Source organism: Paraburkholderia sp. BR10954, assembly GCF_040965775.1.
Taxonomy (GTDB): Bacteria; Pseudomonadota; Gammaproteobacteria; order Burkholderiales; family Burkholderiaceae; genus Paraburkholderia; species Paraburkholderia youngii.
Genome location: NZ_JBFRCK010000006.1, coordinates 176,354 through 200,477 on the forward strand (window position 1 = coordinate 176,354; position 24,124 = coordinate 200,477).

The window sequence follows — 24,124 nt, forward strand, 5'->3', positions numbered from 1 at the left end:
GATGTCCGACTTTCATCTCGAGAAGCTTCCGACAGCATGGCCCGATCCTCCGTCCCTTCTTCCGCAACCAGCGCTCCGGCCGAACGGGCCGCGTGGTTGCGCGCGGAACTCGAACGCGCGAACTACGCGTACTACGTGCTCGATCAGCCGGATCTGCCGGATGCCGAGTACGACAAGCTGTTCAAGGAGCTGGAGCGCATCGAGACCGAGCATCCGGATCTGATCGTGCCCGATTCGCCGACGCAGCGTGTCGGCGGTAAGGCCGCGAGCGGTTTCGAGCCGGTCGTTCACGATCAGCCGATGCTGTCGCTGAACAACGGTTTCGCCGACGAAGACATCGTCGCGTTCGACAAGCGCATCGGCGACGCGCTCGGCAACAACGCGGGCGAGCCGCCGGTCCCCGTCGACTACGCGGCCGAGCTGAAATTCGACGGTCTCGCGATCTCGCTGCGCTACGTCGACGGCGTGTTCGTGCAGGCGTCCACGCGCGGCGACGGCACGACTGGCGAGAACGTCACCGAAAACGTCCGCACGATCCGCTCGATTCCGCTGAAGCTGAAGGGCAAGCGCGTGCCGCACGTGCTCGACGTGCGCGGCGAAGTGCTGATGTTCAAGCGCGACTTCGAGCGGCTGAACGAACGCCAGCGCGCCGCCGGGCAACGCGAATTCGCGAACCCGCGCAACGCGGCGGCCGGCAGCTTGCGCCAGCTCGATTCGAAGATCACCGCGCAGCGGCCGCTGTCGTTTTTCGCGTATGGGATCGGCGTGCTCGACGGCATCGAGATGCCGGCCACGCATAGCGAACTGCTCGACTGGTACAAGGAGATGGGCTTGCCGGTCAATGGCGAGCGTGCGGTCGTGCAGGGCGCCGAAGGCCTGCTCGGCTTCTTCCACGCGGTCGGCGAGAAGCGCGACAGACTGCCGTACGACATCGACGGCGTCGTCTACAAGGTCAACCGGCGCGACGAGCAGGACAGGCTCGGCTTCGTGTCGCGCGCGCCGCGCTTCGCGCTCGCGCACAAATTCCCCGCGCAGGAAGCGCTGACGAGGCTCGTCGCGATCGACGTGCAGGTCGGTCGCACCGGCGCGATCACGCCGGTCGCGCGGCTGGAGCCGGTGTTCGTCGGCGGCGCGACGGTCACGAACGCGACCTTGCACAACGAAGACGAAGTGCGCCGCAAGGACATCCGCATCGGCGACACGGTAATCGTGCGCCGCGCCGGCGACGTGATTCCGGAGGTGGTCAGCGCGCTGCTCGAGCGTCGTCCGGCCGACGCTCGCGAGTTCGTGATGCCGACGCAGTGTCCGGTGTGCGGCTCGGCGATCGAGCGGCTGCCCGACGAGGCGATTGCCCGCTGCACGGGCGGGCTCTTCTGTCCGGCGCAGCGCAAGCAGGCACTGTGGCACTTCGCGCAGCGCCGCGCGCTCGATATCGACGGCCTCGGCGAGAAGATCATCGATCAGCTGGTCGAACAGAACCTGGTCCGCACGCCGGCCGATCTGTTCAATCTCGGCTTCGCGACGCTCGCGGAGCTCGACCGCTTCGCCGATAAATCGGCGCAGAACCTGCTCGACTCGCTCGAAAAAGCCAAGCACACGACGCTCGCGCGCTTTATCTACGCGTTGGGGATTCGCCATGTCGGCGAATCGACCGCGAAGGATCTTGCGAAGCACTTCGGCTCGCTCGATCCGATCATGGATGCGTCGCTGGAAGCGCTGCTCGAAGTCAACGATGTGGGGCCGGTCGTCGCCGAATCGATCCACCAGTTCTTCGCCGAGGACCACAACCGCACGGTGATCGAGCAACTGCGTGCGCCGGGCAGAGTCACGTGGCCCGAAGGGCCGCCCGCGCCGAAGGCGCCGCAGGGCGTGCTGGCCGGCCAGACGGTCGTGCTGACCGGCACGCTGCCGAACCTGTCGCGCGAGGATGCGAAGGAAATGCTCGAAGGGGCCGGCGCGAAGGTGGCGGGTTCGGTTTCGAAGAAAACCAGTTACGTGGTGGCGGGCGCCGACGCGGGCAGCAAACTCGCGAAGGCCGAGGAACTCGGCATCCCCGTACTCGACGAAGATGGTATGCGCAAGCTCCTGGAGGGGCACTGATGATTCACGACATTCTGAAGATGGGCGACCCGCGCCTGCTGCGAATCGCCGAGCCGGTCGATCACTTCGACACGCCCGAGCTGCACCGGCTCGTGGAAGACATGTTCGAGACCATGCACGCGGCGAATGGCGCGGGTCTTGCAGCACCGCAGATCGGCGTCGATCTGCAGGCGGTGATTTTCGGCTTCGGCTCGAACGAGCGCTATCCGGACGCGCCTCCGGTGCCGGAGACGGTGCTGATCAATCCGACCATTACGCCGGTGTCGCAGGACATGGAGGAGAGCTGGGAAGGCTGCCTGTCGGTGCCGGGACTGCGCGGCGTGGTGAGCCGGTTTTCGATGATCCGGTATCACGGCTTCGATCAGTTCGGCAATCCGATCGACCGGGTCGCCGAGGGCTTTCATGCACGGGTCGTGCAGCACGAATGCGATCATCTGATCGGCAAGCTGTATCCGATGCGGATTACCGATTTCTCGAAGTTCGGCTTTACCGAGGTCCTGTTCCCCGATCTCGATCCGAATAGCGACGACTGACACGGCTGCCGCCAACAAAAAACCCACGCCTGAGTGCGTGGGTTTTTTGTTATGCCGATGCGCCCGCTCTGAGCAACGAGGCGCATTGGACGGACTTCAGAACGACTCGTCTTCCGACAGATAGCGCCACTGTCCCGGCGGCAGCGCGCCGAGCATCACGTTGCCCATGCGCACGCGCTTCAGGCCCACCACTTCGAGACCGACCAGTTCGCACATGCGGCGAATCTGACGCTTCTTGCCTTCGCGCAGCACGAAACGCAGCTGCTCGCCGTTTTGCCAGCTGACTTGCGCGGGCTTGAGCGCGACGTCGTCGAGCGACAGGCCATGGCGCAGCAGCGCGAGTTTTTCGGCCGGGAAGTGGCTTTCGACGTCGACCGTGTGATCGCCGTAGGCGACGCGCACCAGATACTCCTTGTCCACGTCCGAGTGACCGCCGATCAGTTGCTTCGCGATGCGGCCGTCCTGCGTCAGCACCAGCAGGCCCGTCGAATCGATGTCGAGACGTCCGGCCGGCGCGAGCTGGCGCAGATGCGACACCGAGAAGCGGATGCCCGAATGGTCGCCTTCCCAGCGATTTTCCGGCGTGACGAGCGTGATGGCCGGCTGATAGCCGTCCTCCGCCTGTCCCGATACGAGGCCGACCGGCTTGTGGACGATCACGGTCACCTGGCTCGACTGAAAGGCTTCGGCGGCTGGATCGATGTCGATGCGCTGATCCGGGAACACCTTGGTGCCGAGCGTGTCGACGCGCTCGCCGTCGACCATGACCCAGCCTTTCTCGATCCACTCGTCGGCCTCGCGGCGCGAGCACAGGCCGAGCTTGGACATCAGCTTCGACAGACGCAGCATGCCCGGCGCGTCTTCGCGATCGCGGCGGGGCGGGTGCGGGGTGTCGATGATGGTGTCGACCGGTTGGGCCGTTGCCGATGCCGACGTTCGCGGCTTGGCGGCGCGGGCGGGCCGGTCGTCGCCGAAGCGGCGGTTTGCGGCTGGTAGCGTGTCGTCGAAGCTGCGCGCAGGGCGCTCGCGACGCTCGGTACGTTCACCGCCGCGTGCGGCGCGGTCGCCGGACTCGCGACGCGAGGGCGTCCAGTCGCCGCGTGCACCGCGCTCGTCGCGGTCCTCACGCGTGGCGCGCGCCGGACGCTCGGTGCGCTCGCCGTAGCCGCCTTTTACGGGTTTCGCGAAGTTGCGCTCGCCTCGATCACTACCGCGACGCTGCTGCGGCTCACCGCGATCGCTACCGAAGCGCGGACGGTGGGCGGCATCGCGCTCCGGGCGCACCGGGCGGTCGCCACGCGCGCTGCCTTCCGACGGCCTGCCTGCGCCTGAGCGTGGACCGCTGAACGGACGGCGTTCGCCGTCGTCGCGGCGCGGTGAGCGCTCGCCGCGCTCCGCACTGCCCTCGAAACGACGCGGCGCGCGTTCTGTGCGCTCGCCGAATTCGCGACGGGGCGCGCGTTCGCCGCGCTCAGCGTCGCCTTCGAAGCGACGCCGTGCCGGTTCGCCACGCTCGCCGGATTCGCGCCGTGGAGCACGTTCGCCACGCTCAGCGCCGCCTTCGAAGCGGCGCGGCGCGCGTTCACTCCGCTCGCCGGATTCGCGCCGGGGGGCGCGTTCGCCACGCTCAGCGCCGCCTTCGAAGCGACGCGGCGCGCGTTCACTCCGCTCGCCGGATTCGCGCCGGGGGGCGCGTTCGCCACGCTCAGCGCCGCCTTCGAAGCGACGCGGCGCGCGTTCAGTCCGCTCGCCGAATTCGCGCCGGGGGGCACGTTCGCCGCGCTCAGCCGCACCTTCAAAGCGGCGCGGTGCGCCCGCGGCAGCCCCACCCCGTTCGCGCGGCCCCGACCCTTCGGCACGCGGCGCGCGTGCACCGGTGTCCGCCGGCTTCGCGCCGACCGGCCGCTTCGCGCCACCCTCGGCCTCGAAAGGCTTCGGCCGCGCTGGACGGGTCGGCTTACGCGCCGACGCGCTGCCGGGGCGGACAGGGGCGCGTTCGGACGACGCCGGCCGCGGATGCTTCGCTGTTAATTTGATTCGCATGAAATCTCACACTGCGATCGCGCGCAGCAGTTCGGTCTCGACCTGAATTTGCAGGCGGTTGTCCGACAGGCTGTGTCCTTCGAGCAGGAACACGTCCTCGACGCGTTCGCCGAGCGTATTGATCCGCGCCGAGGCGACGCCGACCCGGTGCTCGGCCAGCACGCGCGCGATGGAATAAAGAAGGCCCGGCCGGTCGTTCGCCGACACGGACAGGATGTAGTATTGGCCGCGCTCATCGGCCCGCAGGTCGACACGCGGCGTAATCGGGAAGGTGCGCGACAGCCGCGACAGACGGCCCTTCGACGGTCCCGGCAGCAAGGTGCCGTGGCCCGCGAGCCGCGCGGTCAGTTCCTGCTCCACCAGATTGGCGATGTCACGATAGTGCACGTCCTCTTCGGTGTGCGTGACGAGGAAGTTGTCGAGCGCGTAGCCGTGGCGCGTCGTGCTGACGCGCGCATCGAGCACTGACAGGCCGTTGCGGTCGAAATACGCGCAGATGCCCGCGAACAGATCGGGCTGGTCCTTCACGTAAACGAGCACCTGCAGCGCCTCGCCGATCGGCGACGGCCGCGCGCGCACGAGCGGCGTCGGCGTTTCGACGTGGCGATACAGCACGCGGGTCTGCCACGCGATGTCCGCCGCGTCGTGGCGCAGGAAGTAGCCGACGTCGAGCTTGTCCCACAGCGCCCGTTGCGCGCCTTCCGGCACGGTTTCCAGACGCAGCAGCGCGAGCGCTTCTTCCTTGCGCGACTTCAGTTCCGAATGCTCGTCCGGTTGAGCGCCGCCCAGCACGGCGAGGCTGGTGCGGTAGAGGTCTTCGAGCAGCTTGCCTTTCCACGTGTTCCAGACCTTCGGGCTGGTACCGCGGATGTCGGCGACGGTCAGCAGATAGAGCGCGGTCAGACGCCGCTCGGTGCCGACCAGTTCGGCGAAGCGCTTGATCACTTCGGGGTCGCTGGTGTCCTGCTTCTGCGCGACCTGGCTCATCGTCAGATGTTGCTGCACGAGCCACACGATCAGCTCGCCATCCTCGCCTTCGATGCCGTGCTGCCGGCAGAAGCGCCGCGCGTCGGCCATGCCCAGCGTGGAATGATCGCCGCCGCGCCCCTTGGCGATGTCATGAAACAGCGCGGCCACGTACAGCACCCACGGCCGGTCGAAGTTGGCAATCAATTGGCTGCAGAACGGGTATTCGTGCGCATGCTCGGCGATCGCGAAGCGGCGCAGATTGCGTAGCACCATCAGGATGTGCTGATCGACGGTGTACACGTGATACAGGTCGTGCTGCATCTGCCCGACGATGCGCCGGAAATTCAGCAGATAACGCCCGAGCACGCTGGTCTGGTTCATCAGCCGGAACGCATGCGTGATGCCGGCCGGCTGTTTCAGGATTTCCATGAAAAGCCGGCGGTTTTCCGGGTCGCGCCGCCAATGCTGGTCCATCACGTCACGAGCGTTGTAGATCGCGCGCAGCGTGCGCGCCGACAGACCCTTCACGCCGGGGGTGCGCTCGTAAAGCAGGAACGCTTCGAGGATCGCGTTCGGCTCGCGCTGGAACACGTCGTCGGACGTGATTTCGAGCATGCCCTGCTTTTCGACGAAGCGATCCGACAGCACGCGCGTGATGCCGCTCGTGTTCGGAAACAGCTGCGCCTCGATGTTCTGGATCAGGATCGTCGCGAGCTGCGTGACCGCTTTCGCGGCCCAGTAGTAGCGGCGCATCAGTTGCTCGCTCGCGCGCTTGGTCGCGGTCGGCTTGAAGCCGAAGCTTTCGGCGACCGGCGTTTGCAGGTCGAACACCAGGATGTCCTGACGGCGCCCGGCGATCACATGCAGCCGCGCGCGCAGCGCCTTCAGGAAGCTCTCGTTGCGGCGCAGCTCGCGCGCCTCGCGCTCGGTGATCAGTCCGCGCGCTTCGAGCTCACGCCAACTGCTGCCGAACCCGGCCGCCTGCGTGATCCACAGGATCAGCTGCAGGTCGCGCAGCCCGCCCGGGCTTTCCTTGATGTTCGGCTCGAGCGCGTACGGCGTGTCCTGAAACTTCGCGTGACGCTGGCGCATTTCGAGCACCTTAGCCTGGAAGAACGCCTTCGGGTCGAGCGCTGCACGGTAGCGTTGGGCGAAATCGTCGAACAGCGCGGTGCTGCCGGTGATGCGACGGGCTTCCAGCAGCGAGGTACGCACCGTGACGTCGTTGGCCGCTTCCTCGAGACATTGCGACACGCTGCGCACGCTGCTGCCGAGTTCCAGCCCGAGATCCCACGCGAGGCTGATGAAGCGCTCGATGCGCGCCTCCAGATGCTCGAGCCGCGTGTCGGGCAACAGCACCAGGATGTCGATGTCGGAGTGCGGCGCGAGTTCGCCGCGCCCGTAGCCGCCGACCGCGACGAGTGCGAGATCGTCGGGCAGTTCGCAGGTGTCCCAGGCGGCGCGCAGCGAATGGTCCGTGGTGCGCGCGAGCGCGGCCATCAACGCGTCGACGTTGGTGGCCGTTCGAAAGCGTTCCAGCAACTGGGCTTTAGCCACTTTGTAGTCCGCCTTGAGCGACGAGGCATGGGAGGGGGCGACGGCTGGAACGCTACTCATTGGCAGACGGAAGGTGAGGTCGGAATCGGTCAGGCGGTAGCCGCGACCACGGGCGGACGCGCGGGCGTACCGGCCGACACGGTCAGCACGTCGTAGCCGGTCTCCGTGACGAGCACGGTATGCTCCCACTGCGCGGACAGGCTGCGGTCCTTGGTCTTGACGGTCCACTGGTCGGGCATCGTGCGGATGTCGCGGCGGCCGGCGTTGATCATCGGCTCGATCGTGAAAATCATGCCGGCCTGCAATTCGAGGCCGGTGCCGGGGCGGCCATAGTGCAGGATCTGCGGATCTTCATGGAACACGGTGCCGATGCCGTGGCCGCAATATTCGCGCACCACGCTGTAGCCGAGGCCTTCGGCGTGCTTCTGGATCGCATACCCGATGTCGCCGAGATGCGCGCCGGGGCGCACCTGGTCGATGCCGAGCCACATGCACTCGAAGGTAGCCTGCACGAGGCGCCTCGCCATGATCGACCCTTCGCCGACGATGAACATGCGGCTGGTGTCGCCGAAGTAGCCGTCCTTGATGACCGTGATGTCGATGTTCAGCGCGTCGCCGTTTTTCAGGGCCTTGTCGCCGGGAATGCCGTGGCAGATCACGTCGTTGACGGAAATGCAGGTGGCTTTCGGGTACGGCGGATAGCCGGGCGGCTGGTAATTTAGCGGCGCGGGGACCGTGCCCTGGTCCTTCAGCATGTATTCGTGGCACAGGCGGTCGAGCTCGCCGGTGGTGACGCCGGCCTTGACGAACGGCGTGATGTAGTCGAGCACTTCGCTCGCGAGCCGACAGGCGACGCGCATCTTCGCGATGTCGTCTTCGTTTTTGATGGTGATAGCCATGGTTTCCTCGGAAGCCTTGCTGGATAAGGCTTGCTGGGTGTTGCGGTGGCCTGGCGGAGGGCGTCTGGTGCACACGGAATGCCGGTCGATCCTTGACGATCCCCCGCGGGTGGCGGAATCGAGCCATTTTACAGCAGTGGGGGCGGGCTCGTTGCGCTGGATCAGGCGGTAATGGGCTAAAAGTGATCAAAATCGGCCAATTGGTGGGCCACAGGGCGCCAAGCGCGGATTCGGAGCCCGGCTGTGCGCTCCAGTGCGCATGGCTATCCGCCGGTGGTTGGGTCGGTTGAGTCGGTCGATAGTCGCGTGCTATACTCTTTGGCTAAGTCGGTCCTAGTCCGCTTTTATTCGCGAGTCCGCAAATTCGCGCATGGCAACTGGGCGGAACCGGCTTCTCGCGGCAATCCGGTTGCTGACGTCGTGAGCTCGAGAAAGCAGTGTCAGGCAACCAATTCGCAAACCGGCGCACCCAGGGTGTCGCCGCGTTCCAGCCAAAACAAAGGCGGGCGCGGTCGATACGGCAGCCGGCTTAAGACCCAACCCTCGTGGAGAATTTCATGGCAGTTACGATGCGTCAAATGCTGGAAGCAGGTGTCCACTTCGGTCACCAGACCCGCTTCTGGAACCCGAAGATGGCTCCCTTCATTTTCGGTCATCGCAACAAGATTCACATCATCAACCTCGAAAAGACGCTGCCGATGTACAACGACGCGCTGAAGTACGCGCGTCAGCTGGCATCGAACCGCGGCACGATCCTGTTCGTCGGTACGAAGCGTCAATCACGCGACACGATCGCCCAGGAAGCGCAGCGCGCTGGGATGCCGTTCGTGAACGCACGCTGGCTCGGCGGTATGCTGACCAACTTCAAGACGCTGAAGGTATCGATCAAGCGCCTGAAGGACATGGAGGCGGCGCTGGAAGCCGGTGAAACCGAGCGCATGAGCAAGAAGGAAGCGCTGCTGTTCGAGCGCGAAATGGCGAAGCTGCAGAAGTCGATCGGCGGCGTGAAGGACATGGGCGGCATTCCGGACGCGATCTTCGTGGTTGACGTCGGCTACCACAAGATTGCCGTGACCGAAGCGAACAAGCTCGGCATTCCGGTCATCGCCGTGGTCGATACGAACCACTCGCCGGAAGGTGTGGACTACGTGATCCCGGGTAACGACGACGCCAGCAAGGCCGTCGCCCTGTACGCGGCTGGTGTGGCCGACGCGATCCTCGAAGGCCGTGCCAATGCGGTCAACGAAGTGGTCCAGGCAGCACGTGGCGGCGACGGCGACGAGTTCGTCGAGGTCAACCCGGAAGCGTAAGGCTGCCCAGTGTCCGACATAAAAGGGGGCTTTCTACAGGCCCCCTTTTTTTAAGCCGCGACGCTTGTAACAGATGTTGTAACGGACGTCTGGCAGAGTGTCCAAGGTGGCGTGACACGCGTCGCTCGCAAAAATACGCGAAAACGCTGAAACGAATTCCTGCCGCCGGCATCGAAGTGCGGGCGGCGTGTGACAGACAGAACTCAAGGAGCAAATGATGGCGGCAATTACCGCAAGCATGGTTGCAGAACTGCGCGCGAAGACCGACGCGCCGATGATGGAATGCAAGAAGGCGCTGACGGAAGCCGACGGCGATCTGGCGCGCGCTGAAGAGTTGCTGCGTGTGAAGCTCGGCAACAAGGCGAGCAAGGCGGCATCGCGCGTGACGGCTGAAGGCGTGGTCGCATCGTTCATCGGCGGCAACGCTGGTTCGCTCGTCGAGCTGAACTGCGAAACCGACTTCGTCTCGAAGAATGACGACTTCCTCGCGTTTTCGAAGAAGGTCGCCGAGCTCGTCGCGACGCAAAACCCGGCTGACGTCGCCGCGCTGTCGGCGCTCCCGCTCGACGGCTCGACCGTCGACGCAGTCCGTCTCGCGCTGGTCGGCAAGATCGGCGAAAACATGTCGATCCGCCGTTTCGAGCGCTTCGAAACCGCCAACAAGCTGGCCGCGTACCTGCACGGCACGCGCATCGGCGTGCTGGTCGAGTACACCGGCGCGGACGAGCAGGTCGGCAAGGACGTGGCAATGCACATCGCCGCGATGAAGCCGGTTTCGCTGTCGTCGGACGACGTTCCGGCGGACCTGATCGCCAAGGAGCGCAGCATCGCTGAACAGAAGGCTGCCGAATCGGGCAAGCCGGCTGAAATCGTCGCCAAAATGGTCGATGGCAGCGTGCAGAAGTACCTGAAGGAAGTGTCGCTGCTGAACCAGACGTTCGTTAAGAACGACAAGCAGACGATCGAGCAGATGCTGAAGGCGGCCAGCTCGAGCGTGCAGAAGTTCGCACTATTCGTGGTCGGCGAAGGCATCGAGAAGAAGCAGGACGACTTCGCTGCGGAAGTGGCCGCTCAGGTCGCTGCTGCAAAGCAACAATAAGCGTTAGCTAAGTTTCACAGCCGTACCGTTTGGACCCGCGGCGAGGCAAGACCTCGCCGCGGTCGGCAGCACCGCAAGGCCGCGCACGGGTTGACCCTCGCCGCGCGGCCGCCGCTGGCGAACCTTTGGGTTCGCCAATTTGGCGGAGCTTGCCCGAATCAGTATTTCACCCCTACATTAGTCCCTTGTTGTTGCCCTGTTCTGCGCGATCTGGATACCTCTATGCCCACTGCCTATAAACGCGTCCTGCTCAAACTCTCCGGTGAAGCTCTGATGGGCGACGATGCCTTCGGCATCAATCGCGCGACCATCGAACGAATGGTGGCGGACGTGGCCGAAGTGGTCCGTCTCGGAACGCAGCTGGCCGTGGTGATCGGTGGCGGCAATATCTTTCGCGGCGTCGCGGGCGGCGCGGCGGGTATGGACCGCGCGACGGCCGACTACATGGGTATGCTCGCCACGATGATGAACGCGCTGGCGCTGCAGGACGCGATGCGCCATGCTGGCATCGAGGCGCGCGTGCAGTCCGCGCTGCGCATGGACCAGGTCGTCGAGCCGTATATCCGGCCCCGCGCGATCCGCCAGCTCGAGGAAGGTAAGGTCGTGATTTTCGCGGCCGGTACCGGCAACCCGTTCTTCACGACCGACACGGCCGCTGCATTGCGCGGCTCGGAAATCGGCGCGGAAGTGGTGCTGAAGGCAACCAAGGTGGACGGCGTCTATTCGGCCGACCCGAAGAAGGATTCGAGCGCGACCCGTTACACCACGATCAGCTTCGACGAGGCAATCGGCCGCAATCTGCAGGTGATGGACGCGACGGCTTTTGCGCTGTGCCGCGACCAGAAGCTGCCGATCCGCGTGTTTTCGATCGTCAAACCCGGTGCGCTGAAGCGCATCGTGCTAGGTGAGGACGAGGGCACACTCGTCCACGTGTAAACTTCGTTTACATTACATGGGCTTTGACGCGAGCCCGGGCCGCCGCATCGCGCGTGCCGGGCGGCTCGCACCGTTTTGAAGGTTCGGAGGTTTAAAAATGTCTGTGGCTGATATCAGGAAGGGCGCTGAACAGAAGATGCAGCGCTCCATCGACGCGTTCAAGAACGACCTGTCGAAGATCCGCACTGGCCGTGCGCACACGGGCCTGCTCGATCATATCCAGTGCGACTACTACGGCTCGCCGGTGCCGATTTCGCAGGTCGCGAACCTGACGCTGATCGACGCTCGCACGATCGGCGTGCAGCCGTGGGAAAAGAAGATGGTTCAGGTCGTCGAAAAGGCGATCCGCGAGTCGGACCTCGGTCTGAACCCGGCCACGCACGGTGATGTGATTCGCGTTCCGATGCCCGCGCTGACCGAAGAGCGTCGCCGAGAGCTGACCAAGGTCGTGCGCAGCGAGGCCGAAACGGCCAAGGTGGCCGTGCGCAACCTGCGTCGCGACGCCAACGAGCAACTGAAGAAGCTCGTCAAGGACAAGGAAATTTCGGAAGACGATGAGCGTCGTGCCGGCGACGACGTCCAGAAGCTGACGGACAAGTTCGTCGCTGAAATCGACAAGCTCGTCACGACGAAAGAAGCCGAGATCATGACGGTCTGACGCCGTTCGGCTCAGTCTTTCTGATTTCCACTTCTTTACTGGCATTACTGTCCCGACGGCCATGACCTATACCAGCTCAACCGTGCGCGTGCCTGAAGTCGCCGCGGTGCCGCGACATATCGCGATCATCATGGATGGCAACGGCCGTTGGGCCACCCAGCGGCGTCTGCCGCGCGTGGCGGGCCATACGCGCGGCGTCGACGCGGTGCGGGCGGCCGTCGAGGCGTGCGCGCGGCGGGGCGTCGAATATCTGACGCTGTTCGCGTTCAGTTCGGAGAACTGGCGCCGTCCGAACGAGGAGGTGTCGTTCCTGATGCGCCTGTTCGTCACCGCGCTCGAGCGCGAGATCGGCAAGCTGCACGCGAACGGCATCCGTTTGCGCGTGGTCGGCGATCTCGAGCGTTTCGACGACAAGATCCGTGATCTGATCAAGCGGGCGGAAACCAAGACCGCGCGCAATACTCGTCTTACGCTGACCATCGCCGCGAACTACGGCGGTCGCTGGGACATCATGCAGGCCACCCGCAAGCTCGTCGAGCAGGCGGCTGCGGCCGGCAAACCGGTCGAGGTCAACGAGGACGCCTTCGCCGAGCATCTGTCGATGGCTTATGCGCCCGAGCCCGACCTGTTCATCCGTACCGGCGGCGAGCGCCGCGTCAGCAACTTCCTGCTGTGGCAGCTCGCCTACACCGAGTTCTATTTCACCGACACGTTCTGGCCGGATTTCGACGCCGACGCGCTCGGTCATGCCATCGCTTCGTACGCCGAGCGGGAACGCCGCTTCGGCCGCACCAGTGCTCAGCTCGAGCCGCAATCGCAGAACGTCGATTCGCTTCCATGCTAAAAACCCGTGTCATCACGGCGATCGTGCTGCTGGCAGTGTTCCTGCCTGTCACGCTGTTCGCGCCGGTCGGCGCGTTCGGCGCGCTGATCGCGTTCGTAGTCGTGTTCGCCGCGTGGGAGTGGGCGCGCCTGCTGAAGCTCGGCGGCGCGGGTCCGGTGCTGTACGCGCTCGTCGCGGCGCTCGGGCTCGTCACTAGCACGCGGCTGGGCATTGGCACGGAGCATGCGCGGCCATTCTTCCAGGCGGCGGCGATTTTCTGGGTGATCGGCGGTCCTTTCGTGCTGCTGCGCAAGCCGGTGCTCGCGCAGGGCGCGTGGCGCGCCTTTCTGTTTCTTGCCGGCATCGTCGGTTTCATCGCGTGCTGGCATGCTCTCGTCGCCGCGCGCATTCTCGGTGTGCCGTTCGTTCTGTCGCTGCTGCTGTTGGTATGGCTCGCCGATATCGGCGCATACTTCTCCGGGAAGGCGTTTGGCAAGCACAAGCTGGCACCCGCCATCAGTCCGGGTAAAACCTGGGAGGGCGCGATCGGCGGCTGGTTGCTGGTCATGATCGTCGCGGCGGCGGCGATCTTTTTGCACGCGTTCGAGCCGACCCTGTATTCTGCGCTGCTGGCGCAACTGGGCGCGTTACGCACGGTGCTCGCGCTGACCCTGCTGGTGGTTTTCAGCGTGGTCGGTGATCTGTTCGAATCGATGATGAAACGCCAGGCCGGCGTCAAAGACTCGAGCGGCCTGTTGCCGGGGCACGGCGGCGTGCTCGATCGCATCGACGCATTGTTGCCGGTGCTGCCGCTCGCGATGCTGCTGCTCGGCTAGAGAAAAGAGATATGCAAAAACGTCTGACATTGCTCGGTTCCACGGGCTCGATTGGAGACAGTACGCTCGACGTGGTTGCGCGCCATCCCGAGCGTTTTTCCATTTACGCGCTGAGCGCGCATCGCAACGGCGACAAGCTCGTCGAGCAATGCCTGCGCTTCGCGCCCGAAGTGGCGGTGGTCGGCGACGCCGACACGGCCGCGAAGGTCGCCGCGAAGCTGCGCGATGCGGGCAGCAAGACCGAGGTCACGTACGGGCCGCAGGCGCTCGTTGACGTCGCGAAGAGCGAGGGCTGCGACACCGTGGTCGCGGCGATCGTCGGCGCAGCGGGTCTCGCGCCCAGCCTCGCCGCGGCGCGCTCCGGCAAACGCATTCTGCTCGCGAACAAGGAAGCGCTGGTGATGTCCGGCGCAATCTTCATGGACGCGGTGCACGACAACGGCGCGGTCCTGCTGCCGGTCGACAGCGAACACAACGCGATTTTCCAATGCCTGCCGCGCGAAGCATCGCTGCATGGCGGCGTCTCGAAGATCATCCTGACCGCGTCGGGCGGCCCCTTTCGCACGCGCGAACCGGCCACGCTCGTCGACGTGACGCCTGACGAAGCCTGCAAGCATCCAAACTGGGTGATGGGCCGCAAGATCTCGGTCGACTCGGCGACGATGATGAACAAGGGCCTCGAAGTGATCGAAGCTCATTGGCTGTTCAATCTGCCCGGCGAGCGTATCGACGTGCTGATCCATCCGCAGAGCGTGATCCATTCGCTGGTGTCGTACGCGGACGGCTCGGTGCTCGCGCAGCTCGGCAACCCCGACATGCGCACGCCGATCGCGCACGCACTCGCGTTTCCGGATCGCGTCGATTCCGGCGTCGCGCAGCTCGATCTCGCGGAGATTGCGTCGCTGTCGTTCGAAAAACCCGACTACGCGCGCTTCCCGTGCCTCGCGCTCGCGATGAAGGCGCTGGCCGCAGGCGGTGTCGCGAGCGCGGCGTTGAACGCCGCCAACGAGATCGCGGTGGAGGCGTTCCTCGCGCGCCGCATCGGCTTCATGGCGATTGCGCAGGTGGTCGACTCGGTGCTGAACGCATTGCCGAACCGCAGCGCGCACGCGCTCGACGACGTCATCGAAGCGGACGCCGCGGCGCGCCGTGTTGCTACCGAATTCATCGCGCGTCTGCCCGACGGCGTCCGTCGCACGGAACGCGCCGTCCAGTGAGGCGTTTATGAATCTGCTGATCGAACTGCTCGCTTTCGCGGTTGCGATTGGCGTACTCGTGGTGGTCCACGAGTACGGGCACTACAGCGTCGCGCGTCTGTGCGGCGTGAAGGTGCTGCGTTTTTCGATCGGCTTCGGCAAGCCGCTGGTTCAGTGGGTCAGTCGGAAGACGGGCACCGAGTGGACGATTGCCGCGCTGCCGCTAGGCGGCTACGTGAAGATGCTCGACGAGCGCGAGGCCGGCCCCGGCTCGGTTGCCGACGCGGATCTGCCGTATGCGTTCAATCGCCAGTCGGTGTGGCGGCGCTTCGCGATCGTCGCGGCCGGTCCGGTCGCGAATTTCCTGCTTGCGATCGTGCTGTTCGCACTCGTGTTCGCCACTGGCGTGACCGAACCGGCGGCCGTGATCGCCACGCCCGCGCCGAATACACCCGCCGCGCTGGCGGGCTTCGAGGGCGGCGAGACGATCGTCGGTGTGCGCACCGGCCATAGCGACGAGACCGAGCCAGTGCGCTCGTGGTCGGATCTGCGCTGGAAGCTGCTCGGTGCCGCGTTCGATCAGCAGCGCATCGTGCTCAGTGCAAAAGACGCGCACGGCACCTCCGATTTTCCGATGGACCTGCGCGGCATCGGCGAGAAAGACGTCGACGACGATCTGATGTCGCGCCTCGGCTTCGAGCCAGGTGGCGGCAAGCTGACGGTGGCCGGCGTACAGGCGGGCAGCGCCGCGCAGAAGGCGGGGCTCGTCGCGGGCGACCGGCTGCGCGCGATCAACGGTAAGCCGACCGATAATGCCGCGGCCTTCATCGCCTTTGTAAAATCGCACGCCGGCGTGCCGGTCACGCTGCAGGTGGAGCGCGGCGGCCGCGGCGGACATACGGCGGGCGCGCTCGAAGAGATCACGATCGTGCCGCAACTGCAGCGCGATGCGGCGAGCGGGCAGCGAATCGGCCGCATCGGCGCGGAGCTGGCGACCGAGGTGCCGTCGATCGAAGTGCGCTACGGCCCGCTCGACAGCCTGCGCCTCGGCGCGCGCCGCACGTGGGATCTCGCGGTGTACTCGGTGCGGATGTTTGGCCGGATGATCGTCGGCGAGGCATCGCTGAAGAACCTGTCCGGTCCGGTGACGATCGCCGACTACGCGGGAAAGAGCGCACGTCTGGGTCCCTCCGCGTTTTTGTCGTTCCTGGCCCTTGTCAGCATTAGCCTTGGCGTGCTGAACCTGCTACCAATTCCGGTATTGGACGGGGGTCATCTGTTATATTATTTGGTTGAAGCTGTGACCGGTAAAGTTGTCTCTGATCGCTGGCAACTCGTTTTTCAGAGGGCGGGTCTTGCCTGCATCGTCGCGTTGTCGGCGATTGCGCTGTTCAACGATCTGGCTCGTTTAATCCATTTTTAAAGTGTCCGGCGGCGTTCTCGAGGGCGGCCGCCAGGCCTGATGCAGCTATACACACTGGGGAAGCACGTTGTTCAAACCTCATCGCTTTGGTCCAAAGACGGTTATAGCCGCGGCGTTCGCCGCGCATGGGCTGGTTGCTCATGCAACGACGCCCTTCGTGGTGCAAGACATTCGCATTGAGGGATTGCAACGCGTCGAACCGGGTACGGTGTTCGCGTACCTGCCCATCAAACAGGGCGATACCTTTTCCGACGACAAGGCTTCTGAAGCGATTCGCGCGCTGTACGCGACGGGCTTCTTCAACGACGTCAAGATCGCAACCGAAGGCAACGTGGTGGTGGTGCAGGTGCAGGAGCGCCCGGCCATCGGCACGATCGACTTCGCCGGCATTCACGAGTTCGAAAAGGATAACCTGATCAAGGCGCTGCGCGCGGTCGGGCTGTCGCAAGGCCGCTACTTCGACAAGGCGCTGGTCGACAAGGCCGAGCAGGAATTGAAGCGCCAGTACCTGACGCGCGGTTTCTACGCGGCCGAAGTCACCACGACGATCACGCCGATCGACCGCAACCGCGTCGGCATCCTGTTCTCGGTGGCCGAAGGTCCGAGCGCGAAGATCCGCCAGATCAACTTCATCGGCAACAAGACATTCAGCACCGGCACGCTGCGCGACGAAATGCAGTTGTCCACGCCGAACTGGTTCTCGTGGTACACCAAGAACGACCTGTACGCGAAAGACAAGCTCACCGGCGACCTCGAGAACCTTCGCTCGTTCTACCTGAATCGCGGCTTCCTCGAGTTCAGCATCGAATCGACCCAGGTGTCGATCTCGCCGGACAAGAAGGACATGTACCTGACCATCACGCTGCATGAAGGCCAGCCGTACACGATTTCGAACATCCGCCTCGCCGGCAATCTGCTCGACCGCGAAGCGGAGCTGAAGAAGCTCATCAAGATCAAGCCGGGCGACCGCTTCTCGGCCGAAAAGCTGCAGGCCACCACGAAGGCGATCGTCGACAAGCTCGGCGAATACGGTTACGCGTTCGCGACCGTCAATGCCCAGCCGCAGATCGACCAGAACAACCACACGGTGGACCTGACCCTGCAGGTCGACCCGAGCCGTCGCGTGTACGTGCGCCGCATCAACGTGGTCGGCAACACGCGCACGCGCGACGAAGTGGTGCGCCGCGAAATGCGTCAGCTCGAAAGCTCGTGGTTCGATTCGAACCGCCTCTCGCTGTCGAAGGACCGCATCAATCGTCTCGGCTACTTCACCGACGTCGACGTGACCACGGTGCCGGTCGAAGGCACGCCCGACCAGGTCGACATCGACGTGAAGGTCGCCGAAAAGCCGACCGGCGCGATTACGCTCGGCGCAGGTTTCTCGTCGACGGACAAGGTGGTGCTGTCGGCGGGTATCTCGCAGGACAACGTGTTCGGCTCCGGCACGAGCCTCGCGGTGAACATCAATACCGCGAAGACGTACCGTACGCTGACGGTCACGCAGGTCGACCCGTACTTCACGGTGGACGGCATCAAGCGGATCACCGACGTCTACTACCGTACCTACCAGCCGCTGTACTACTCGACCGATTCGAGCTTCAAGATCGTCACGATGGGCGGTGACCTCAAGTTCGGCATTCCGTTCTCCGAAGTCGATACCGTCTACTTCGGCGCGGGCTTCGAACAGAACCAGCTGGACGTCGATGCAAATACCCCGGCTTCATATAAGCAATACGTGAATGACTTCGGCCGGGTGTCGAACAACGTGCCGCTTACGATTGGCTGGTCGCGCGATGCGCGCGACAGCGCGCTCGTCCCAAGCCGCGGCTACTTCACGCAGGCGAACGCGGAGTACGGCACGCCGATCGGCGGCACCCAGTATTACAAGGCCGATATCAACGCGCAGTACTATTACTCGTTTGCGCGCGGCTTTGTGCTGGGCTTCAACTTCCAGGGCGGCTATGGTAACGGCCTTGCTGGCAAGCCTTATCCTATCTTCAAGAACTATTACGCGGGCGGTATCGGTTCGGTGCGTGGTTACGAGCCGAGCTCACTGGGTCCGCGTGACAAAACGACCGGCGACCCGATCGGCGGCTCGAAGCTGCTGGTGGGCAATATCGAGTTGACGTTCCCGCTGCCCGGGACCGGTTATGACCGGACGCTGCGTGTGTTCACCTTCCTGGACGCTGGTAACGTCTGGGCGGACGCGAGCACGGCAGCGACGTCGACTGGCGCGAACGGTCTGCGTTACGGCTACGGTGTGGGTCTCGCGTGGATCTCGCCGATCGGCCCGCTCAAGTTGAGCCTTGGCTTCCCGCTCACGAAGCACACGGGCGACCAGTATCAGAAGTTCCAGTTCCAGATCGGGACCGCGTTCTGATTGGGCGGCGGGCGCTCCCGGCGGCCGGCTGCGGCGGCGGGCGCTCCCGGCGGCGAGACCGGCCAAACTACAGTATCGAGAGGATGACTTTGCTAACCGGTATGTTTTCGAAACGTGTAGCGTGCGCATTGGCGCTGGCAATGACCCTCGGGGTCGGCATGGCGCACGCGCAGGAGGCGAGAATCGCCGCGGTGAATTCCGACCGCATCCTGCGCGAATCGGCTGCGGCGAAGGCCGCGCAGCTGAAGCTCGAGGCCGAATTCGCGAAGCGGGACAAGGATCTCGCCGACATGGCGCAAAAGCTCAAGTCGATGTCCGATGCACTCGACAAGAATGGCGCGACAATGTCGGCGACCGATCGCGCGCAGAAGCAGCGCGACCTGTCGCAGCTCGACTCGGACTTCCAGCGCAAGCAGCGTGAGTTCCGCGAAGACCTGAACCAGCGCCGCAACGAGGAACTCGCGGCGGTGCTCGATCGCGCGAACAAGGTCATCAAGCAGATCGCCGAAACGCAGCACTACGATCTGATCGTGCAGGAAGCGGTGTATGTGAGCCCGCGCATCGATATCACCGACCAGGTGCTGAAGGCACTGGCGGCATCGGGCAACTAAGGGCAACCGAGGGCGGCGCACGGTCGCCCCGCGCGCGTTGGCGCGCGCCCTCGCAATGATTGAACAGGTTGGAGACAGGATAGGCATGGCATTTAAGCTCGAGGACATCGTCCAGCGGTTCGGCGGTGAGGTTGTCGGTAACGGGTCGCAGCGCGTGAGCAGTCTCGCGCCGCTCGACCAGGCAGGCCCGGACCAGTTGGCGTTCCTCGCCAATCCGAAATATTTGTCGCAAGTCGAAACGACCCGCGCCGGCGCGGTGCTGATCAATGCCGGCGACCTCGCGAAGCTCGCCTCGCGCGAAGGTCGAAACTTCATCGTCACGCCGAATCCCTACGCTTACTTCGCGCGCATCGCGCAAACCTTCATCGACCTCGCCGCGCCGAAGCCCGTCCCCGGTGTGCATCCGAGCGCAACCATCGACCCTTCCGCGCAGGTCGCCGCGAGCGCGGTGATCGGTCCGCGTGTCACCGTGGAAGCGGGCGCGGTGATCGGCGAGCATGCGCGGCTCGACGCCAACGTTGTGATCGGCCGCGGCACGCGTGTCGGCGCGAACGCGCATCTGTATCCGAACGTGACCGTGTACCACGGCTGCAAGCTCGGCGAGCGCGTGATCGTGCACGCGGGCGCGGTGATCGGCTCGGATGGCTTCGGCTTCGCGCCCGACTTCGTCGGCGAGGGCGACGCGCGCACCGGCAGCTGGGTGAAGATTCCGCAGGTGGGCGGCGTGTCGATCGCGAACGACGTCGAGATCGGCGCGAACACTACGATTGACCGCGGCGCGATGGCCGACACGATCATCGAGGAGTGCGTGAAGATCGACAACCTCGTGCAGATCGGCCACAACTGCAAGGTCGGCGCCTACACGGTGATCGCGGGCTGTGCGGGCATCGCGGGCAGCACGACCATCGGGCGTCACTGCATGATCGGCGGCGCGGTCGGCATTGCAGGACACGTGACGCTGGCCGATAACGTGATCGTCACCGCGAAGTCGGGCGTGTCGAAGTCGCTGCTGAAGCCCGGCATGTATACGAGTGCGTTCCCGGCCGTGAACCACGCGGACTGGAACAAGAGCGCCGCGCTGCTGCGCAATATCGACAAGCTTCGCGATCGCATCAAGGCGCTGGAGAGCGCCGCCGCCGACAAGGCCGGCAGTGCCACTGACGGTGCTGCAGGTCAACCCGCAGGCAACAAGATCTGATAGTTGTCCCGGCGACCCACCGGCACCGCGTAAAATAGCGGTCGAGCATCAGGACGCAAAGCCAGTGGCCGTGACCGGGTGGCACGGCCACCGGTCATCCAAGGCGCCGGTCGCGCGCGTTTTCAACCCACCTGCACCAGCATCCGCAGTCATCATCGCGCAGTCAATGCGTGAGCAGAAACACCATGAGCACCGAAAAAATCAATCTCGACATTCATAAGATTCTCACGCTGCTGCCGCATCGTTATCCGTTCCTGCTGGTCGACCGGGTGCTCGAACTCGAACCGCACAAGAGCATCAAAGCGTTGAAGAACGTGTCGATCAATGAGCCGTATTTCCAGGGACATTTCCCGACGCGGCCGGTGATGCCAGGCGTGCTGATCCTCGAAGCGCTCGCGCAGACCGCGGCGCTGCTGACGTTCTCGGAAGAGCCGAGCGATCCGTCGAACACGCTGTATCTGTTCGTCGGCATCGACAACGCGCGCTTCAAGCGCGTGGTGGAACCGGGCGATCAGCTGATCCTGAACTGCACGTTCGAGCGTCACATGCGCGGCATCTGGAAGTTCAAGGCGCGCGCCGAAGTGGATGGCGTCGTCGCGGCGGAAGCCGATCTGATGTGCGCGGTGCGCCACACGGACAAAGACGCGTAACGCCGGCGTCCCGGCAGGTCGCGACGCGGCAAGGCACGTGCGCGGCGGCCCCGGCGTCAAGGCCATCCACACAACGCAACAGAATCAGAAGCGAGGACGCATGAGCAGGATCCATCCCACCGCGATCATCGAAGCGGGCGCGCAGCTCGACGAATCCGTCGAAGTCGGGCCCTATGCGGTGATCGGCGCACACGTGACGATCGGTGCGCGCAGCACGGTCGGCTCGCACAGCGTGATCGAGGGCTATACCACGATCGGCGAAGACAACCGCATCGGCCATTACGCATCGGTCGGCGGCCGTCCGCAAGACATGAAGTACCGGGACGAGCCGACCAGGCTCGTGATCGGCAACCGCAACACGATCCGCGAATTCACGACGATCCACACCGGCACGGTGCAGGATGCGGGCGTCACCACGCTCGGCGACGACAACTGGATCATGGCCTACGTGCACATCGGTCACGACTGCCACGTCGGCAGCAACGTGATCCTGTCGAGCAACGCGCAAATGGCCGGCCATGTGACGATCGGCGACCACGCGATCATCGGCGGCATGTCCGGCGTGCATCAGTTCGTGCGCATCGGCGCGCATGCGATGCTCGGCGGGGCGTCGGCGCTCGTGCAGGACGTGCCGCCCTATGTGATCGCCGCGGGCAACAAGGCCGAGCCGCACGGCATCAACGTCGAAGGGCTGCGCCGCCGCGGTTTCTCGGCTGACGCGATCTCGGTGCTGCGCTCCGCATATCGCGTGCTGTACAAGAACGGCCTGTCGCTCGAAGAAGCGAAGGTGCAATTGAAGGAACTCGGTTCGGCCGGCGGTGACGGCGACGCCCCGGTGCAGACGCTGCTCGCGTTCGTCGAAGCGTCGCAGCGCGGCATCATCCGCTAACCGATGACGTTGCAACCCAGTCCGCCGCGCATCGCGATGGTGGCCGGCGAGCCGTCCGGCGACCTGCTCGCCGCGTCGCTGCTCGACGGTCTCGCCAGCCGGCTGCCGGCCGCCACGCAGTACTACGGCATCGGCGGTCCGCGCATGATCGCCACCGGCTTCGACGCCCACTGGCCGATGGAAAAGCTGACGGTGCGCGGCTATGTCGAAGCACTGCGGCACATCCCCGAAATCCTCGGTATCCGCAACGAGCTCAAGCGTCAGCTGCTTGCCGAGCCGCCGTCCGTGTTTGTCGGCGTCGACGCGCCCGACTTCAACTTCGGGCTCGAGCATGCGCTGCGCGACGCCGGCATTCCGACCGTGCACTTCGTTTGCCCGTCCATCTGGGCGTGGCGTGGCGGGCGGATCAAGAAGATCGCCAAGGCGGTCGACCACATGCTGTGCGTGTTCCCGTTCGAAACCGCGCTGCTCGAAAAGGCGGGCGTCGCGGCGTCGTACGTCGGGCATCCGCTGGCCGATCAGATCCCGCTCGAACCCGACACGCTCGGCGCGCGCCGCGCTCTCTGTCTGGCGGAAGGCGGGCCGGTGATCGCGGTGCTGCCGGGCAGCCGGCGCTCCGAGATCGACCTGATCGGACCGACGTTCTTCGCGGCGATGGAGATGATGCAGCACCAGGAGCCCAGCGTGCGCTTCGTGATGCCGGCGGCGACGCCCGCGTTGCGCGCGCTCCTGCAGCCGCTCGTCGATGCGCACCCGGGCCTCGCGCTGACCATCATCGACGGCCAGTCGCAACTCGCGATGACCGCCGCCGACGCGATTCTCGTGAAGAGCGGCACCGTCACGCTGGAAGCCGCGCTGTTGAAAAAGCCGATGGTGATTTCGTACAAGGTGCCTTGGCTGACCGGTCAGATCATGCGCCGCCAGGGCTATCTGCCGTACGTCGGCCTGCCGAACATCCTGGCCGGGCGTTTCGTGGTGCCGGAGATCCTGCAGCACTTCGCGACGCCGCAGGCGCTCGCCGAGGCGACGCTGAAACAGTTGCGCGACGAAGCGAACCGGCGCACGCTGAAGGAAATCTTCACGGAGATGCACCACGTGCTGAAGCAGAACACCGCGCAGCGCGCGGCCGAAGTCGTGGCAAGCGTCGTCGAGCAACGGGCGGGGCGGCCATGAACCCCCCGCGCGCGCCTCGCCGCAAGACCGCGGCCGCCGTTCGGGTGGTCGCGCAAGCCGGCCTGAACTTCGAGAGCGCCGACGACATCGTCTGCGGCGTCGACGAAGCAGGGCGCGGACCGCTGGCCGGACCGGTCGTCGCGGCTGCGGTGATTTTCGATCCGACCAAACCGATGATCCGCGGCCTCGACGATTCGAAGGCGCTCACCGCACTCAAGCGTGAAGCGCTGTACGACAAGATCGTCGATCGCGCGCTCGCGTATTGCATTGCATCGGCGACGGTCGAGGAAATCGATTCGCTGAACATCCTGCACGCCACCATGCTCGCGATGAAGCGCGCGGTCGAGGGCCTGTCGGTCGTGCCGACGCTCGTGAAGGTCGACGGCAACCGTTGCCCGACGCTCAGCATCCGTAGCGAGGCGGTGATCGGCGGCGACGCGCTCGTGAAGAGCATTTCGGCGGCGTCGATTCTCGCGAAGGTCGCACGCGACCGCATGCTGCTCGAACTGCACGAGGCGTATCCCGTGTATGGCTTCGACGCGCATGCCGGCTACGGCACGCCGCAGCATCTCGCGGCGCTGCGCGATCATGGGCCGTGCGAGCATCATCGGCGCTCGTTCGCGCCGGTGCGCGAAGCGCATCTGCGGTTCGGCACAGGCGTGCCGTTGCCATCGGCGGACGCCGTCATCGTGGCCGAGGCGCTGCTGCTCGACGACGATGCATTCGGCGAGGCCGGGCTCGCGTGATCGACCCCATCAGCGCGGCTCGAACGCGGTTCGCGCTCGAGCGCCGCTGATTTGCCACTGATTTGCCACTGATTCGTCGCTGCTCCCATTTCCAT

General features: G+C 64.9%; 20 protein-coding genes. 17 read left to right on the plus strand and 3 right to left on the minus strand.

Annotated features, from left to right (window positions below):
• The first annotated feature begins 36 nt into the window (after positions 1–36).
• Both ligA and def read left to right on the plus strand, forming a co-directional pair.
• Positions 37–2,100: an NAD-dependent DNA ligase LigA gene (gene ligA / locus AB4Y34_RS11910; protein ID WP_176379213.1), complete on the plus strand. Its 2,064-nt coding sequence runs from the start codon at positions 37–39 to the stop codon at positions 2,098–2,100.
• Positions 2,100–2,633: a peptide deformylase gene (gene def, locus AB4Y34_RS11915; RefSeq protein ID WP_368716113.1), complete on the plus strand. Its 534-nt coding sequence runs from the start codon at positions 2,100–2,102 to the stop codon at positions 2,631–2,633. Before ligA ends, def begins: the two co-directional genes overlap by 1 nt.
• A 96-nt stretch (positions 2,634–2,729) precedes the next feature.
• Here def and AB4Y34_RS11920 read toward each other — a convergent pair whose 3' ends face one another.
• Genes AB4Y34_RS11920 through map form a run of 3 tightly spaced genes read right to left on the minus strand, consistent with a single transcriptional unit; the run spans position 2,730 to position 8,176 of the window.
• A complete protein-coding gene (locus AB4Y34_RS11920; RefSeq protein WP_368716114.1) occupies positions 2,730–4,676 on the minus strand; it encodes a pseudouridine synthase in 1,947 nt (648 codons plus the stop codon).
• Positions 4,677–4,682: 6 nt separating this feature from the next.
• Complete coding sequence (locus AB4Y34_RS11925) at positions 4,683–7,262, minus strand: [protein-PII] uridylyltransferase (RefSeq protein ID WP_368716115.1); 2,580 nt, start codon at positions 7,260–7,262, stop codon at positions 4,683–4,685.
• A gap of 29 nt (positions 7,263–7,291) precedes the next feature.
• Positions 7,292–8,176 carry a type I methionyl aminopeptidase gene (gene map / locus AB4Y34_RS11930; RefSeq protein ID WP_309235153.1) on the minus strand — a complete coding sequence of 295 codons (885 nt, stop codon included), beginning with the start codon at positions 8,174–8,176 and terminating at the stop codon, positions 7,292–7,294.
• Positions 8,177–8,658: 482 nt separating this feature from the next.
• Between map and rpsB the strand changes: the two genes are divergently transcribed.
• From rpsB to rnhB, 15 genes are all read left to right on the plus strand, one after another.
• Positions 8,659–9,411 carry a 30S ribosomal protein S2 gene (gene rpsB / locus AB4Y34_RS11935; RefSeq protein WP_013089705.1) on the plus strand — a complete coding sequence of 251 codons (753 nt, stop codon included), beginning with the start codon at positions 8,659–8,661 and terminating at the stop codon, positions 9,409–9,411.
• Positions 9,412–9,628: 217 nt separating this feature from the next.
• Complete coding sequence (tsf, locus tag AB4Y34_RS11940; protein ID WP_176108287.1) at positions 9,629–10,510, plus strand: translation elongation factor Ts; 882 nt, start codon at positions 9,629–9,631, stop codon at positions 10,508–10,510.
• A 222-nt stretch (positions 10,511–10,732) separates the two neighbouring features.
• The gene (gene pyrH, locus AB4Y34_RS11945; RefSeq protein WP_013089703.1) at positions 10,733–11,446 is read left to right on the plus strand and encodes a UMP kinase; all 714 of its coding nucleotides are present in this window, start codon (positions 10,733–10,735) and stop codon (positions 11,444–11,446) included.
• A gap of 97 nt (positions 11,447–11,543) precedes the next feature.
• On the plus strand, positions 11,544–12,104 hold the full coding sequence (frr, locus tag AB4Y34_RS11950) for a ribosome recycling factor (RefSeq protein WP_013089702.1): 561 nt from the start codon (positions 11,544–11,546) through the stop codon (positions 12,102–12,104).
• A 61-nt stretch (positions 12,105–12,165) separates the two neighbouring features.
• Complete coding sequence (gene uppS / locus AB4Y34_RS11955) at positions 12,166–12,948, plus strand: polyprenyl diphosphate synthase (RefSeq protein ID WP_176108288.1); 783 nt, start codon at positions 12,166–12,168, stop codon at positions 12,946–12,948.
• Positions 12,942–13,763 (plus strand): phosphatidate cytidylyltransferase, encoded by an 822-nt coding sequence (locus AB4Y34_RS11960; RefSeq protein ID WP_176379216.1) that lies wholly within the window; start codon positions 12,942–12,944, stop codon positions 13,761–13,763. The genes uppS and AB4Y34_RS11960 overlap by 7 nt, the downstream gene beginning before the upstream one ends.
• 11 nt (positions 13,764–13,774) lie before the next feature.
• Complete coding sequence (locus tag AB4Y34_RS11965; protein WP_176124973.1) at positions 13,775–14,980, plus strand: 1-deoxy-D-xylulose-5-phosphate reductoisomerase; 1,206 nt, start codon at positions 13,775–13,777, stop codon at positions 14,978–14,980.
• A 7-nt stretch (positions 14,981–14,987) separates the two neighbouring features.
• A complete protein-coding gene (gene rseP, locus AB4Y34_RS11970) occupies positions 14,988–16,382 on the plus strand; it encodes an RIP metalloprotease RseP (RefSeq protein WP_176379217.1) in 1,395 nt (464 codons plus the stop codon).
• Between the two features lie 67 nt (positions 16,383–16,449).
• Complete coding sequence (gene bamA, locus AB4Y34_RS11975) at positions 16,450–18,762, plus strand: outer membrane protein assembly factor BamA (protein WP_176108292.1); 2,313 nt, start codon at positions 16,450–16,452, stop codon at positions 18,760–18,762.
• 89 nt (positions 18,763–18,851) lie between these two features.
• Positions 18,852–19,373: an OmpH family outer membrane protein gene (locus tag AB4Y34_RS11980; RefSeq protein WP_026225318.1), complete on the plus strand. Its 522-nt coding sequence runs from the start codon at positions 18,852–18,854 to the stop codon at positions 19,371–19,373.
• An 85-nt stretch (positions 19,374–19,458) separates the two neighbouring features.
• Positions 19,459–20,571: a UDP-3-O-(3-hydroxymyristoyl)glucosamine N-acyltransferase gene (gene lpxD, locus AB4Y34_RS11985; protein WP_176379218.1), complete on the plus strand. Its 1,113-nt coding sequence runs from the start codon at positions 19,459–19,461 to the stop codon at positions 20,569–20,571.
• A 185-nt stretch (positions 20,572–20,756) separates the two neighbouring features.
• Complete coding sequence (fabZ, locus tag AB4Y34_RS11990; protein ID WP_176108294.1) at positions 20,757–21,221, plus strand: 3-hydroxyacyl-ACP dehydratase FabZ; 465 nt, start codon at positions 20,757–20,759, stop codon at positions 21,219–21,221.
• A gap of 100 nt (positions 21,222–21,321) precedes the next feature.
• Positions 21,322–22,110, plus strand: a complete 789-nt coding sequence (gene lpxA, locus AB4Y34_RS11995) for an acyl-ACP--UDP-N-acetylglucosamine O-acyltransferase (RefSeq protein ID WP_176108295.1) — start codon at positions 21,322–21,324, stop codon at positions 22,108–22,110.
• A gap of 3 nt (positions 22,111–22,113) precedes the next feature.
• The gene (lpxB, locus tag AB4Y34_RS12000) at positions 22,114–23,283 is read left to right on the plus strand and encodes a lipid-A-disaccharide synthase (RefSeq protein WP_368716116.1); all 1,170 of its coding nucleotides are present in this window, start codon (positions 22,114–22,116) and stop codon (positions 23,281–23,283) included.
• A complete protein-coding gene (gene rnhB, locus AB4Y34_RS12005; RefSeq protein WP_176379220.1) occupies positions 23,280–24,029 on the plus strand; it encodes a ribonuclease HII in 750 nt (249 codons plus the stop codon). The genes lpxB and rnhB overlap by 4 nt, the downstream gene beginning before the upstream one ends.
• The last annotated feature ends 95 nt before the right edge of the window (positions 24,030–24,124 follow it).

Excerpts from the sequence above, each read along its gene's own strand:
- lpxD (WP_176379218.1), top strand. The coding sequence starts at position 19,459 with ATGGCATTTAAGCTCGAGGACATCGTCCAGCGGTTCGGCGGTGAGGTT.
- rseP (WP_176379217.1), top strand. The coding sequence starts at position 14,988 with ATGAATCTGCTGATCGAACTGCTCGCTTTCGCGGTTGCGATTGGCGTA.
- rnhB (WP_176379220.1), top strand. The coding sequence starts at position 23,280 with ATGAACCCCCCGCGCGCGCCTCGCCGCAAGACCGCGGCCGCCGTTCGG.
- ligA (WP_176379213.1), top strand. The coding sequence starts at position 37 with ATGGCCCGATCCTCCGTCCCTTCTTCCGCAACCAGCGCTCCGGCCGAA.
- uppS (WP_176108288.1), top strand. The coding sequence starts at position 12,166 with ATGACCTATACCAGCTCAACCGTGCGCGTGCCTGAAGTCGCCGCGGTG.
- lpxA (WP_176108295.1), top strand. The coding sequence starts at position 21,322 with ATGAGCAGGATCCATCCCACCGCGATCATCGAAGCGGGCGCGCAGCTC.
- AB4Y34_RS11920 (WP_368716114.1), bottom strand. The coding sequence starts at position 4,676 with ATGCGAATCAAATTAACAGCGAAGCATCCGCGGCCGGCGTCGTCCGAA.
- fabZ (WP_176108294.1), top strand. The coding sequence starts at position 20,757 with ATGAGCACCGAAAAAATCAATCTCGACATTCATAAGATTCTCACGCTG.
- frr (WP_013089702.1), top strand. The coding sequence starts at position 11,544 with ATGTCTGTGGCTGATATCAGGAAGGGCGCTGAACAGAAGATGCAGCGC.
- lpxB (WP_368716116.1), top strand. The coding sequence starts at position 22,114 with ATGACGTTGCAACCCAGTCCGCCGCGCATCGCGATGGTGGCCGGCGAG.
- AB4Y34_RS11960 (WP_176379216.1), top strand. The coding sequence starts at position 12,942 with ATGCTAAAAACCCGTGTCATCACGGCGATCGTGCTGCTGGCAGTGTTC.
- tsf (WP_176108287.1), top strand. The coding sequence starts at position 9,629 with ATGGCGGCAATTACCGCAAGCATGGTTGCAGAACTGCGCGCGAAGACC.
- AB4Y34_RS11965 (WP_176124973.1), top strand. The coding sequence starts at position 13,775 with ATGCAAAAACGTCTGACATTGCTCGGTTCCACGGGCTCGATTGGAGAC.
- AB4Y34_RS11925 (WP_368716115.1), bottom strand. The coding sequence starts at position 7,262 with ATGAGTAGCGTTCCAGCCGTCGCCCCCTCCCATGCCTCGTCGCTCAAG.
- rpsB (WP_013089705.1), top strand. The coding sequence starts at position 8,659 with ATGGCAGTTACGATGCGTCAAATGCTGGAAGCAGGTGTCCACTTCGGT.
- def (WP_368716113.1), top strand. The coding sequence starts at position 2,100 with ATGATTCACGACATTCTGAAGATGGGCGACCCGCGCCTGCTGCGAATC.
- pyrH (WP_013089703.1), top strand. The coding sequence starts at position 10,733 with ATGCCCACTGCCTATAAACGCGTCCTGCTCAAACTCTCCGGTGAAGCT.